The organism is Micromonospora vinacea, assembly GCF_015751785.1.
Taxonomy (GTDB): Bacteria; Actinomycetota; Actinomycetes; order Mycobacteriales; family Micromonosporaceae; genus Micromonospora; species Micromonospora vinacea.
This window is the reverse complement of the sequence record NZ_JADOTY010000001.1, coordinates 181,266-194,436: the sequence shown is the minus strand read 5'-3', so window position 1 is coordinate 194,436 and position 13,171 is coordinate 181,266. Positions and strand designations below refer to the sequence as shown.

At 73.4% G+C, this 13,171-nt stretch carries 9 protein-coding genes; 7 read left to right on the top strand and 2 right to left on the bottom strand.

What is annotated here, in order from left to right:
* Window positions 1–47 precede the first annotated feature (47 nt).
* Complete coding sequence (locus tag IW249_RS00870; protein ID WP_196919018.1) at window positions 48–938, top strand: Vgb family protein; 891 nt, start codon at window positions 48–50, stop codon at window positions 936–938.
* A 134-nt stretch (window positions 939–1,072) separates the two neighbouring features.
* Here the strand turns inward: IW249_RS00870 and IW249_RS00865 are convergent, their stop codons facing one another.
* Window positions 1,073–1,972 (bottom strand): S66 peptidase family protein, encoded by a 900-nt coding sequence (locus IW249_RS00865; RefSeq protein ID WP_231392828.1) that lies wholly within the window; start codon window positions 1,970–1,972, stop codon window positions 1,073–1,075.
* A gap of 149 nt (window positions 1,973–2,121) precedes the next feature.
* Between IW249_RS00865 and IW249_RS00860 the strand changes: the two genes are divergently transcribed.
* From IW249_RS00860 to mptB (IW249_RS00840), 5 genes are read left to right on the top strand one after another with little or no spacing between them, the layout of a single operon-like run.
* Window positions 2,122–2,889, top strand: coding sequence for a type 1 glutamine amidotransferase (locus tag IW249_RS00860; RefSeq protein ID WP_196919016.1), 768 nt, complete (start codon window positions 2,122–2,124; stop codon window positions 2,887–2,889).
* Window positions 2,889–5,912, top strand: a complete 3,024-nt coding sequence (locus IW249_RS00855) for a bifunctional [glutamine synthetase] adenylyltransferase/[glutamine synthetase]-adenylyl-L-tyrosine phosphorylase (protein ID WP_196919015.1) — start codon at window positions 2,889–2,891, stop codon at window positions 5,910–5,912. The genes IW249_RS00860 and IW249_RS00855 overlap by 1 nt, the downstream gene beginning before the upstream one ends.
* Window positions 5,905–7,518, top strand: coding sequence for a hypothetical protein (locus IW249_RS00850; protein WP_196919014.1), 1,614 nt, complete (start codon window positions 5,905–5,907; stop codon window positions 7,516–7,518). Before IW249_RS00855 ends, IW249_RS00850 begins: the two co-directional genes overlap by 8 nt.
* Window positions 7,519–7,572: 54 nt before the next feature.
* A complete protein-coding gene (gene mptB, locus IW249_RS00845) occupies window positions 7,573–8,973 on the top strand; it encodes a polyprenol phosphomannose-dependent alpha 1,6 mannosyltransferase MptB (RefSeq protein WP_196919013.1) in 1,401 nt (466 codons plus the stop codon).
* A gap of 14 nt (window positions 8,974–8,987) precedes the next feature.
* Window positions 8,988–10,520, top strand: coding sequence for a polyprenol phosphomannose-dependent alpha 1,6 mannosyltransferase MptB (gene mptB, locus IW249_RS00840; protein WP_307788480.1), 1,533 nt, complete (start codon window positions 8,988–8,990; stop codon window positions 10,518–10,520).
* A 561-nt stretch (window positions 10,521–11,081) separates the two neighbouring features.
* On the opposite strand, the gene glnA is transcribed toward mptB (IW249_RS00840), so the two are convergent.
* Window positions 11,082–12,506, bottom strand: a complete 1,425-nt coding sequence (glnA, locus tag IW249_RS00835) for a type I glutamate--ammonia ligase (RefSeq protein ID WP_124822537.1) — start codon at window positions 12,504–12,506, stop codon at window positions 11,082–11,084.
* A 262-nt stretch (window positions 12,507–12,768) separates the two neighbouring features.
* Here glnA and IW249_RS00830 point away from each other — a divergent pair, with 262 nt between their 5' ends.
* A complete protein-coding gene (locus IW249_RS00830; RefSeq protein ID WP_196919012.1) occupies window positions 12,769–13,167 on the top strand; it encodes an RDD family protein in 399 nt (132 codons plus the stop codon).
* The last annotated feature ends 4 nt before the right edge of the window (window positions 13,168–13,171 follow it).

The following is a 13,171-nucleotide window of genomic DNA, read 5'->3' as shown; positions in this document are numbered from 1 at the left end:
GCTGAGCGGTCAGGGTGGATGATCCACCGACGGAAGGACACCGCGGAATGACCGTCGAAATTCGGGAGATTCCACTCGTCGAAACGGATGCCGGGCCGTACGGCATCACGCCCGGCCCGGACGGCGCGTTGTGGCTGACGCTGGCCCATGCCGGCGGCGTCGCCCGGCTGTCGCCCGACGGCGCGGTCCGGACCTACCCGCTGGAGCCGGCCGGCGGTCGCCCATTGATCATCACGGCCGGGCCGGACGGGGCTCTCTGGTTCACCCGCTCCGGAGACGACCGGATCGGGCGGATCACCGTCGACGGCGAGCAGCGCACCTTCGCCCTGCCGTCCGGTACCGGGCCGGGCGGCATCGCGGCTGGGCCTGACGGCGCGCTCTGGTACGCCGGGATGACCTCCGACGCGATCGGCCGGGTGGAGACCGACGGCACCCACAGCGCGTTCCCGCTGCCGGTGACCGGCGGATTCGCCTCGATGATCACTGCTGGCGCGGACCAGGCTCTCTGGTTCACCCTCAACCAGGCGAACGCGATCGGCCGGATCGACCTCGATGGCAGGGTCACGCTGCATCAGTTACCCACAGCGAAGGCGGGCCCGGTCGGCATCGCTCTGGGCGACGACGGCGCCATCTGGTTCGTGGAGATCGCCGCCGGTCAGCTCGGTCGGATCGATGCCGATGGCGAGATCGTCGAGTTCCCACTGCCGGACCGGGCGGCCCGCCCGCACGCGATCGTCGCCGACCCGGACGGCGGCGCGTGGTTCACCGAGTGGGGTGCCAACCGGATCGGTCACATCGACCCCACCGGACGGATCGAGGGCTACGCCCTCCCCACCTCCAACGCCGAACCGCACGGCATCACCCGCACCTCCACCGGCATCTGGGCCGCCCTGGAAATCGGCGCAATAGCCCACCTGACCCCACCCACCCCCGCCTGACCCGGAGATCCGCCCGTCCCTCACCCCTGCCCTGGTTGACCAAGAGGTTTGCGTCAGGATCCGCTCCGAACATGACGCAAACCTCTTGATCACCGGGGCGGGGAGGGGCCGGAGGGCGGGGGAGGGGAGCGGGGTTATTGGACTGCCGGGGTTGCGGTGAGGGTGGCGGTGGTGGTGTCGAGGGTGGCGGTGGTGCCCACCGGGACTGTGAGCTGGTCGGGGCCGTGGCCGATGGGGAGGCCGCCGAGCACCGGTACGCCCAGGTCGCCGAGGCGCTCGGTGAGGACGTCGACGATCGTGGTGTCCCAGCCGTCGCCGCAGTCGGTGAACTGCCCGACCGCCACCCCGGCGAGTCCGTCCAGCGCGCCGGCCCGGCGCAGGTGGGTGAGCATCCTGTCGACCTTGTACGGGGGCTCCTGCACGTCCTCGATCAACAGCACCGCACCGGTCAGGTCGGGCAGGTCCGGTGTGCCGATCGACGCGGCGATCAGGCACAGGTTGCCGCCGAGCAGGGTGCCGGTGGCACGACCCGGGACGCGTACGCCGAAGGTCTCCTCGGTGGGGACCGCGGTGATCGACACCGGTTCGGTTGTCATCAGCGCCGCGTGCAGGGATTCGGCGGAGCGCAGCGACGTCCGCTCGTCGCGCCAGGCCGCCCCGGGGCCGTGTACCCCGGCCAGGCGGGCGCCCCGCCACAGGGCGAACTGCAACGCGGTGATGTCCGAGAAGCCGGCGACCACCTTCGGATCGCGGCGTACGGCGGCCATGTCGATGGCGTCCACGATCCGTTGGGCGCCGTAGCCGCCCCGCGTGCAGATCACACCGCGTACGTCAGGGTCGGCGAAGGCGGCGTTGAGGTCGGCGGCGCGCCTGTCGTCGGTGCCGGCGAGGTAGCCGTGGCGGGCGTACGCGTTCGGCGCCGGCACCGGGCGCAGGCCCCAGCCGGTGAGCAGTTCCACGCCCCGGGCCACCCGCTCCGGCGAGGTCGGTCCGGACGGCGACACCAGCAGCACCGTGTCACCCGGGCGCAGCATGGGTGGGCGTACGGCGGTGGTGTCCTCGCTGATCACAACCGCAGAGCCTAACCATCCCGCGGTGGTCGGGACCGGCGCACGGGCGACGGGAGGGCGCGCGGCCCGTGCCGGGGCGTGGTGCCGTGCCGCGTACCGGCTAGCCTCGACGGGTGGCAACCGCGCTGGTGATCGAGAACGACCCGACGGACGACGCGCGCCGGCTGGGTGAGTGGCTGACCGAGGCTGGGCTGGAGTTGTGGGTGGTTCGCCCGCACGCCGGCGACGAGCTCCCCGCCGACCTGGAGGGGTACGCGGCGCTGGTGGTGCTCGGCGGCGACCAACAGGCGTACCCGTTGCCGGACGGCTCGCCCGGCGCACAGTGGTTTCCGGCAGTGGAGGGCCTGCTGCGCAAGGCGGTCCGGTACCGGGTGCCGACGCTGGCGGTCTGCCTGGGCGCGCAGCTGCTCGCCACCGCGCACGCCGGGTTGGTGGAGCGCAGCCCGTCCGGGCCGGAGATCGGCCCCGGCGTGGTCGGCCGGCGCGACGCCGCCGAGAACGATCCGTTGTTCCGGTACGTGCCGTTGATCCCGGACGTGCTCCAGTGGCACGCCGACGAGATCACCGAGCTGCCTCGGGGAGCGACCCTGCTGGCGGCCTCCACCCGCTATCCGCATCAGGCGTTCCGCCTCGGTGACCGGGCGTGGGGGTTGCAGTTCCACATCGAGTGCGACGCCGCGATGATCGCCGACTGGGCCACCGACTCGGCCCAACTCGCCGAGCTGGGCTACGACCCGGAGCTGGTGGTCGCCGCCTGCGCCTCGGTGCTGCCCGACGTCGAGGAGGTCTGGCAACCGTTCGCCGCCCGGTTCGCCGCGCTGGCCCTCGGCGAGTTGGACGACAGCACGATGCGGCGCGGCCTGCCGCTGCTCGGGCACTGATGAGCCGGCCGACCAGGGCACCGGGCCGGCTCGCCCGGTACGGCTTCGGCACCGCCGAAGGCGACGGCGGCGCGCGCGCCGCGGACCTGCTCGGCCCGGAGGGGCTGCGCCTGTGGCAGCCGGCCGAGCAGGAGCCGGTCGACGAGGCCGCCGCGGAGCTGCTCGCCGCGCTGTCCCGGGCCGCCGACCCGGACCTGGCGCTGCGCCAACTGCACCGCATCGTGGAGGCGGAGGGCCGCAGCACCGACGGCAGCACGGCCGAATCGCCGCTGCTCGCGGACCTGCACAAGGATCCCGGGCTACGACGGCGGCTGATAGCGGTCCTCGGCGCGTCGGCGGCGCTCGGCGACCACCTGGTAGCCCACCCCGAGCACTACCGGGCGCTGCGCACCGCCCCGGACGGGCTCGCCCCGACCGCCGAGGGGCGGCTGGAGCCGGCGGACGGCGGCAACCCGGTGGCGGCGCTGCGGACCGCGTACCGGTTGGCGTTGTTGCGGATCGCGGCGGCCGACCTGACCGGCGGTCGCGGCCTGGAGCAGACGATGGCCGCGCTCTCCGCGCTGGCCGACGCCACGCTCTCCGCGGCGTACGAGATCGCGGTCGCGGAGCTGGCGGAGGGGACCGAGCGGCCCCGACTCGCGGTAGTGGCGATGGGCAAGTGCGGCGGCGGCGAGCTGAACTACGTCTCCGACGTGGACGTCATCTTCGTGGCCGCCGAGGACGCCGACCTGTCCGCCGCGACCCAGGTGGCGACCCGGTTGATCTCCATCTGCGGGTTGGTCGCCTGGCCGGTGGACGCCGCGCTTCGCCCCGAGGGCAGCCGGGGCCCGCTGGTGCGGACCCTCGCCAGCCACCTGGCCTACTACCGGCGGTGGGCGCGCACCTGGGAGTTCCAGGCGCTGCTGAAGGCCCGGCCGGCCGCCGGTGACCTGCCGCTGGCCCAGGAGTGGATCGACCAGCTCGCGCCGCTGGTCTGGCGGGCGGCCGAGCGGCCGGAGGCGGTCGAGGACGTCCGCGCCATGCGCCGCCGGATCATCGATCACATCCCGCCGAAGGAGTTGGAGCGCGAGATCAAGCGCGGCCCCGGCGGGCTGCGCGACATCGAGTTCGCGGTCCAGTTGCTGCAACTCGTGCACGGTCGCGGCGACGAGACGTTGCGCCCGCCCGGCACCATCCCGGCGTTGCGCGCGCTCGTCGCCGGCGGCTACGTCGGGCGGGCCGACGGCGAGGCCCTGCTGCGCGGCTACCGCTTCCTGCGCAGCGTCGAGCACCGGCTGCAACTCCAGGGCCTGCGTCGTACGCACACGGTGCCCGCCGAGCCGGGCGCGCTGCGCTGGCTCGCCGCCGCGCTGGGTTTCACTGCCGCGCCGGGGCGCAGCGCCGTGGAGAGCTTCCGGGCCGAGTGGGTCACCCACGCCACCGAGGTACGCCGACTGCACGCCAAACTGCTCTACCGGCCGCTGCTGGAGTCGGTGGCCCGGGTGCCGGCCGACGGGCTGCGACTCACCCCGGAGGCGGCCAGGAACCGCCTGGAGATCCTCGGCTTCGCCGACCCGGCCGGGGCGTTGCGTCACCTCCAGGCGCTCACCGGCGGGGTGAGCCGCACGGCGGCCATCCAGCGCACGTTGCTGCCGGTGCTGCTCAGCGAGTTCGCCGACGCGCCGGAGCCGGACCGGGGGCTGCTCAACTACCGCAAGGTCTCCGACAAGCTGGGCAGCACCCCCTGGTATCTGCGGCTGCTACGCGACGGCGGCCCGGTCGCCCGTCGGCTGGCCCGGGTCCTCGCCCTGTCCCGGTACGTCGCCGACCTGCTCGCCCGCGACCCGGAGGCGCTGCGGTTGCTGGCCGAGGAGAACGAGCTGGCGCCACGCGCGCCCGAGGTGCTGCGGGAGGGTTTCCTGGCGGCGGCCGCCCGGCACACCGACCCGGTCGAGGCGACCAGCGCGGTGCGCGCGCTGCGACGTCGGGAGCTGGTCCGGGTGGCCTGCGCCGACCTGCTCTGCCGGGCCGGCGCGCTCGCACCCAGCCCCACCCGGGCTGACGGCGCGAACCGGCCCGCCCGCGGGCTGTCCGACATCACCGAGGTCGGTACGGCGCTCGCCGACGTCACCGATGCCACCCTGGCCGCCGCGCTGCGGGCCGCGCAGGCCAGCCAGCCGGCGTCGGAAGGGCTGCGGTTCGCGGTGATCGGGATGGGTCGGCTCGGTGGGTACGAGTCGAACTACCTCTCCGACGCCGACGTGCTCTTCGTCTACGACCCGCCGCCGGGCACCAGCGAGAGCGCCGCCAGCGCCGCCGCGCACGCCGTCGCCGAGGAGCTACGCCGCCTGCTCGGCGTACCCGCCCCCGACCCGCCGCTGGGCGTCGACGCCGACCTGCGGCCGGAGGGCCGCCAGGGTCCGCTGGTGCGCAGCCTCGCCGCGTACGCGCAGTACTACGCCCGCTGGTCCCGGGTGTGGGAGGCGCAGGCGCTGCTGCGCGCCCGGTTCGTCTGCGGCGACGCCGACCTGGGCGCCGAGTTCGAGGCGATGATCGAGCCGGTGCGTTACCCGGCCGACGGGCTGACCCGCGAGCAGGTCGTCGAGATCCGCCGGATCAAGGCCCGGGTGGAGACCGAGCGGCTGCCCCGGGGTGCCGACCCGGCCACCCACACCAAGCTGGGTCGCGGTGGGCTCGCCGACGTGGAGTGGGCGGTGCAACTCGTCCAGCTCCGGCACGCCGGCGCGATCCCGGAGCTGCGCGGCACGCGTACCCTCGACGCCCTCGCGGCGGCCGAGCGGGCCGGCCTGATCGACCCGGCGGACGCCGCGGAGATGGCCGCCGGTTGGTCCCTGGCTGCGCAGGTCCGCAACGCGTTGATGCTGGTCCGGGGCCGGGCTGGCGACCAACTGCCCCGGCACGGGGTGGAGTTGGCCGGGGTGGCCCGGCTGCTCGGCCGCGACGATCCGGGGGAGTTCCTCGACGAGTACCTGCGCACCGGCCGCCGCTCCCGCGCCGCGGCCGAACGGGTCCTCGATGCCTGACGCGTCGCCGCGCCCAACCGGGCTACGCATCGCGGGCACGGCGACCGGAGCCGCGGTGCTGCTCGCCGTCGCGTTCCTCCTCGCGCCGCCGATGGGCACCGACCTCGCCGCGCAGGTGGCCCGTGCCGGGTTCACCGAGCGGTACGGGGCCGCGCCTGTCGACTTCGGCTGGTACGGCGGCGTCAACCAGTACGGCTACAGCCTCTTCACCGCCCGGTTGGGCGCGCTGATCGGGGTGCGTCCGCTGGGGGCGGTCGCCGCCGTGGTCGGCGCTGCCGCGCTGGGTTGGCTGTTCACCCGCAACCGGGCCCGCCGGCCGCTGCTGGCCGGCGTCCTCGGCGCTGTGGTGCTGGTCGGCAACCTGGCGAGCGGTCGGATCACCTTCGCGGTCGGGTTGGCGTTCGGGTTGCTGGCGCTCTGCGCGGTCAGCGCGGAACGCCCACCGCGCTGGCTCCGGTTGACACTCGCCGCCGTCTGCGCCGCCCTGGCGACGGCGGCCAGCCCGGTGGCCGGCCTGTTCACCGGGCTGGCCGGCGCGGCGCTGCTGCTGGGCGCCCTGCGGACCGGCGACGGGCCGGGCCGCCCACTGCCCGGAGGCTGGCGAGCCGAGCGACCACTGGCCGAGGGGTTCGTCCTGGCCGTGGCGCCCGCCGTCACGCTCGCCCCGATCGCGTTCGTCTTCGGCAACGGCGGCACCCAGCCGTACTCGGCCGAGTCGATGCGCATCAACGTCGCGCTCGCGGTGCTGGTGGCGGTCGTGCTGCCGCGTCGCCGCCGGGTGCTGCGCGTCGGCGCGGCGCTCACCGTGCTGCTCCTGATCGGGGCGTACTACCTGCCCAGCCCGATCGGTTCCAACGCGCTACGACTGCCGATGCTGTTCGCCCTGCCCGTGCTGGCCGGGTACGCCGCGTTGCCCGGGCAGTGGCTGGCCGCGCTGCTCGCCGCGACCGTGTGGTGGCAGTCCCCGGTGATGGTGAGCGACGTGACAAGGGCCGGCGCCCCGGAGAGCGCCGAAAGCTTCTACCAACCGCTCGTCGCCGAACTCGACAGGCGGCAACCGGCCGGGCGGGTCGAGGTGGTGCCGCTGCGCGACCACTGGGAGTCCGCGTACCTGCCGCCGACAGTGCCACTGGCCCGGGGCTGGGAACGCCAGGTCGACAGCGACCGCAACGCGCTGTTCTACGACGGCAACCTGAACGCCCAGACGTACGAGCAGTGGCTACGGCACGAGGCGGTGAGCTACGTGGTGCTCGCCCCCGACGCACCCGCCGACCGGTGGGGCCGCGAGGAGGCCGCGCTGATCCGCGCCGGCCTGCCGTACCTGCGGGAGGTCTGGAGTGACCCGACCTGGCGGATGTACGCAGTGGTCGATCCGACCCCGCTCGTCGGTGCACCGGGTCGACTCGTCACCGCCGACCGCGGCGCGGTTCGGATGACCGCCACGCCCGGGGACGTCCCGGTCCGGGTGCGCTGGTCGCGCTGGCTCACGTTGGACGGCCCGGACGGCTGCCTGCGACCGGGCGCGGACGGGTGGACCGAGGTGCGGGTCCGCGCCGCCGGCGACTACACGGTCTCCAGCGGGCTGGCGCCGGCGCGCCACTGCTGACCGTCCGGGTGCCTGCCGTCGGCACCCCGCCGTGATGCTGGCAGCATGTCCGGCGTGCCTTCCCACCTCGCGCGCTGGACCGGCCTGGCCGGCTCGATGCTGCTCGCGCTCTCCGCTTTCCTCGGCGGCGCGTTCCCCAGCGGCCCCCTGCGCAGCACCCCGGTCAGCATCTGGCAGGGGCCCAACGGCCCGCTGATCCTCACCGCCTGGGTGGTCGGCACCGGCCTGATGGCGTACGCCTGGTGGGCGCTGCGCGACGGGGGGCCCTCGACACGGTGGGCCCTGGCCACCATCGGGCTCTGGCTACTGCCGCTGCTGATCGCACCGCCCTTCGGCAGCCGGGACGTGTACGCGTACGCCTGCCAGGGCGCCAGCTTCGTCGGCGGCATCAGCCCGTACGAACAGGGCGTCTCCGCGCTGCCCTGCCCCTGGCTGGACACGGTCTCGGTCATCTGGCGCGACACGCCGGCGCCGTACGGGCCGCTGTTCGTCCTCATCGCGGGCGCCGTGGTGAAGGCCACCGGTTCGCTGACCGCCAGCATCGTGCTCTTCCGTGCGCTGTCGCTGGTCGGCGTGGCCCTCACCGCGTGGGCCCTGCCGGCGCTGGCCCGCCGGGCCGGTGTGCCGGCGAAGCGGGCGGTGTGGCTGGCACTGGGTTCCCCGCTGGTCGCCGCGCACCTGATCGGTGGCCCCCACAACGACGTGCTGATGCTCGCCGCGCTGGTCGGTGGGCTGGCCGTGGTGGCCGCGCACCCGGGCCGGCGCGGAATGCTGCTGGTCGGCGGCCTGCTCCTCGGAGTCGCGGTGGCGATCAAGGTGACCGCCGTGGTGGTGGTGCCGTTCGCCGCACTGGCCGCCACCGCCGGGCCGTACCGGATCCGCACGCTGATCCGCGACGGCAGCTGGGTGGTCGGCGGCACTGTCGCCAGCGTGGTCGGCGTGACAGTCGCCGGCGGACTGGACTTCGGCTGGATCGGCGGGCTGTCCCAGGGTGGCGCCGCCATCGCCTGGACGTCACCGCCGACCGCCGTCGGACAGACCGTCGGGTACGTCGCGGCGCTGTTCGGCGGCCACATCGACGCGCTGCCGGTCACCCGCGGGATCGCCGTGGTCCTCCTGGCCGTACTGCTCGTCTGGCTCTGGTGGCGGGCCCGCACCCGCGACCCGCTGTACTACGCCGGCCTCGCGCTCGCCCTCACCGTCGCGCTCGCCCCCGTCGTGCACCCCTGGTACTGGACCTGGCCGCTGTTCGTGCTGGCCGCCACCGCCCAACGGACCAGATGGTTCACAGTTGTCGCCCTGGTCGCGTCGTTCCTGGTGCTACCCGACGGCACCGGGCTGCCCCGGTACACCAAGACGATCGGGGCGCCGCTGATGACGCTGTTGGTGATCGTGCTGGTCATCCGGTTGGTACGGTCGGCTCGGGCGGCCCGTCAGCCGGTCGCCGCCGACTGAGGGAAGGTGCGCCGGTGACCGCTCCCGGCCCGCCCGTCTCGCCGCCCTCCGTGTCGTTGACGGCCTCGGGTGCCCGGTACGCGGGCCTGGCCGGCGCGGTCCTGCTCGCCGTGGCCGGATACCTCGGCGGGGCGCTGCCGGACGCCCCGCTGGGCGGGACACCCGCGTCGATCTGGCGAGCCCCGGACGGCCCGGCGACGCTGACCTGCTGGCTGATCGGCACCGCACTGCTCGTCGGGGCGTGGTGGTCGCTGCGCGAAGGCGCGCCGTCGACCCGTTGGGCGTACGTCACCGCCGGGCTGTGGGCACTACCGCTGCTGCTCGCGCCGCCGCTGGGCAGCCGGGACGTCTACTCGTACGCCTGCCAGGGCTGGACGTACGCGCACGGCGTCGACCCGTACACAGTGGGGGTGGCGGCGGCGGGCTGCCCCTGGCTGGACACTGTGGCACCGATTTGGCGGGACACCCCGGCACCGTACGGGCCCGCGTTCATGCTGCTCGCGGCGCTCGCCGTCGGCCTCGGCGGCGGGCTCACCGGCACCATCGTGGCGCTGCGCGTGATCGCCGTGGCCGGGCTGCTGCTGGCCGCACTCTGCCTGCCCGGTCTGGCGCGAGCGGCCGGGGTGCCGACCCGGCAGGCCGCCTGGTTGGCGCTGGCCGGTCCGCTGGTCGGCGTGCACCTGGTGGCCGGCGCGCACAACGACGCCGTGATGCTGGGCCTGCTGCTGTGTGGGCTGCTGGTCGTGGTCCGCCGACCCGGTCGGCCAGCGGCGCTCCTGCTGGCCGGAGCGCTGCTCGGGCTGGCCGTCACGGTGAAGGCCAGCGCCGTGGTGGTGGTGCCGTTCGCCGTGCTGGCCGGGATGCCCGGCCCGTACACGCTGCGGGCGTTGCTGCGCCACTGTGGTTGGCTGGCCGGAGGACTACTCGGCGCGCTGCTGGTCACCTCGGCGGTGTCCGGCCTCGGCCTCGGCTGGGTGGGCGGGCTGACCCACAGCGGCGACTCCGAGCAGTGGACCTCACCACCCACCGCCGTCGGCTTCGTGGTCGACTACGCCGGCGCGCTGGTCGGCCGGGACCCGCAGGCGGTGCCGCTGGTCCGGACAGTCGCGCTGCTGCTGCTCGTCGGGGTGCTGCTGGTGCTCTGGTGGCGAGCCTGGCAGACCCTGCGCGGGCTGAGCGGGGTGGCGGGTCCCAGGGCGGCTCACGTGGGGGCGTCCTCCGGGGTTGCGTCGCTGGGGGTCGACTGTCATCAAGTGACGCGGTCCCGGGTTGCGCTGCACGGCGCGGCGTTGGCATTGGTCGCCACCGTCGTCCTGTCCCCGGTCTTCCACCCCTGGTACGCGACCTGGCCGCTGGCGCTGCTCGCGCTCACCGCCGCCCGTACGACGTGGTTCGTGCTGCCCGCCGCAGCGGCAGCCTTCCTCGCCCTGCCCGACGGCACCAACCTGGCCCGCGTCACCAAGGCACCCGGTGCCCTGGCGATGACCGCCCTGCTCCTGACCGTCCTCGTACGCACCCCGTTCGCCGCCCGCCGCCGCCATCGTTGATCATGAGGTTGGCGGGGACAAGGTGGACAAAACTCCCGGCTAACCTCATGATCACCGAGGCGGGGTGGTCAAGATCGCGCCTGAACCTGGATGGTGTGGGCTGCCGGTGGGTTCGAGGCCCCTGCTTCCAGGATTGAGCACGATCTCGGTGGGGGTCTACGCCCAAGATCCGCGCAACTGCAGGGAAAGTGCTGCCTCCCGGGCGTCGGAGGCAGCAACATCCCCGAAGTTGCGCGGATCTTGGCGCGCGGCGCGAGGCGCGCGGCGCGCGGCGCGAGGCGCGCGGCGCGAGGCGCGAGGCGCGAGGCGCGAGGCGCGCGGCGCGAGGCGCGAGGCGCGAGGGCGCGAGGCGCGAGGCGCGAGGGCGCGAGGCGCGAGGCGCGAGGGCGCGAGGCGCGAGGGCGCGGGGCGCGGGGGTGCGGGGCGCTCGGCGTGCGCGGAGTGCGCGGCGTTACGGGGGAGGTGTCGGAGCGGAAACGGGCGGGGCCGGCTCCGCGGTGAGCGGAGCCGGCCCGGCCGGTGTTCCAGCGACTGCTCAGCAGTCGTCGTGCATCTGACTGCTCAGCAGTCGTAGTACATGGCGAACTCGTGCGGGGTCGGGCGCAGACGCACCGGGTCGACCTCGTTGGCGCGCTTCCAGTCGACCCAGGTGGAGATCAGGTCGGGGGTGAAGACGCCGCCGTCGAGCAGGTAGTCGTGGTCGGCCTCCAGCGAGTCGAGCACGGCCGGCAGCGAGCCCGGCACCTGCTTGACGTCGCCCCACTCCTCCGGCGGGAGGTCGTAGAGGTCCTTGTCGATCGGCGTCGGCGGCTCCATCTTGCTCTTGATGCCGTCCAGGCCGGCCATCATCATGGCCGAGAAGGCCAGGTAGACGTTGGCCGACGGGTCCGGGACGCGGAACTCGACGCGCTTGGCCTTGGCGTTGCTGCCAGTCACCGGGATACGGGTGCAGGCGGAGCGGTTGCGCTGCGAGTAGACCAGGTTGACCGGCGCCTCGTAGCCCGGCACCAGGCGACGGTACGAGTTGACCGTCGGGTTGGTGAAGGCCAGCAGCGACGGCGCGTGGTGCAGCAGGCCACCGATGTACCAGCGGGCCATGTCGGACAGGCCGGCGTAGCCGGTCTCGTCGTAGAACAGCGGCTCACCGTTGAGCCAGAGGCTCTGGTGGGTGTGCATGCCGGAGCCGTTGTCGCCGAAGAGCGGCTTGGGCATGAAGGTCGCGGTCTTGCCGTTGGCCCACGCCTCGTTCTTCACGATGTACTTGAAGAGCTGGAGCTGGTCACCGGCGTGCAGCAGGGTGGAGAACCGGTAGTTGATCTCGGACTGGCCGGCGGTGCCCACCTCGTGGTGCGAGCGCTCCACGTTGAAGCCGGTGTCGACGAGGCGGCGCACGATCGAGTCACGCAGGTCGGCGTAGTGGTCGACCGGCGGGACGGGGAAGTAGCCGCCCTTGTACGCGGTCTTGTAACCGAGGTTGCCGCCCGCTTCTTCGCGGCCGGTGTTCCAGGCGCCCTCGATCGAGTCGATGTAGTAGAACGACTGGTGCGCCGAGGTCTCGTGGCGGATCGAGTCGAAGATGTAGAACTCCGCCTCGGCGCCGAAGTAGGCGGTGTCGGCGATGCCGCTCGCCGCCAGGTACGCCTCGGCCTTCTTCGCCACGTTGCGCGGGTCGCGGCTGTAGGCCTCGCGGGTGAACGGGTCGTGGATGAAGAAGTTGAGCGCGAGCGTCTTCTGCGCGCGGAACGGGTCGATGAACGCGGTGGCGACATCCGGGAGCAGGAGCATGTCCGACTCGTGGATCGCCTGGAAACCGCGGATCGACGAACCGTCGAACGCGAGGCCGTCGGTGAAGAGGTCGTCGTTGACGGACTCGACCGGCAGGTTGAAGTGCTGCATCACGCCGGGCAGGTCACAGAAACGAACGTCGACGAACTTCACGTCCTCGTTCTTGAGGTATCGCAGCAGTTCCTCGGGATTGGCGAACACACATCCTCCTGGCACGTCCACGGGGTGGCTAGGCTTCTGGCGACGCTAGGGCCAAGCGGTTGCCCGGCCATGTCTTGAGTGTTTCTGCCGTGTTACGTCCCTCGCGGAGCGTCAGCGACGCTCCTGTCCACGCACTCAGCCTGCGCGAACGCCGTACCGGCTGGGCCAGTGTAATGACATCTGATGCCTTTGGCCCGAATCGGCACGCAGTGGTGGCGACACCCGGCAGCGCCTCATCCGGGCGCGGATACCCTTGATCGCTGTGAGCAATCCGCAGGCCCCGGCAGCGCCGGCCACCGACCCCACCTTCGCCCCACCGAGCCTCGGCAAGCGGTTCGGTGCGCTGATCATCGACTGGGTGCTCTGCCTGCTGGTGTCCAACTTCTTCGCCGACCCGGTACGCGACGGCTGGGCCCCGGTGCTGGTGCTGGTGCTGGTGTACGGCATCTTCCTCGGCCTGTTCGCCCAGACGCCGGGCATGTACATCACCAAGATCCGCTGTGTGAACTGGCACGACGGCGGTCGGATCGGCGTGCTCCGAGGGCTGATCCGTGGCCTGCTGCTGGCCCTGGTCGTCCCCGCACTGATCATGGACGAGCACCGGCGCGGCCTGCACGACCGACTCGCCGACTCGGTCATCGTCGACGCCCCCCGCGGCTAGGCCA

Excerpts from the sequence above, each read along its gene's own strand:
- IW249_RS00870 (WP_196919018.1), top strand. The coding sequence starts at position 48 with ATGACCGTCGAAATTCGGGAGATTCCACTCGTCGAAACGGATGCCGGG.
- IW249_RS00855 (WP_196919015.1), top strand. The coding sequence starts at position 2,889 with ATGAGCCGGCCGACCAGGGCACCGGGCCGGCTCGCCCGGTACGGCTTC.
- IW249_RS00865 (WP_231392828.1), bottom strand. The coding sequence starts at position 1,972 with ATGCTGCGCCCGGGTGACACGGTGCTGCTGGTGTCGCCGTCCGGACCG.
- IW249_RS00850 (WP_196919014.1), top strand. The coding sequence starts at position 5,905 with ATGCCTGACGCGTCGCCGCGCCCAACCGGGCTACGCATCGCGGGCACG.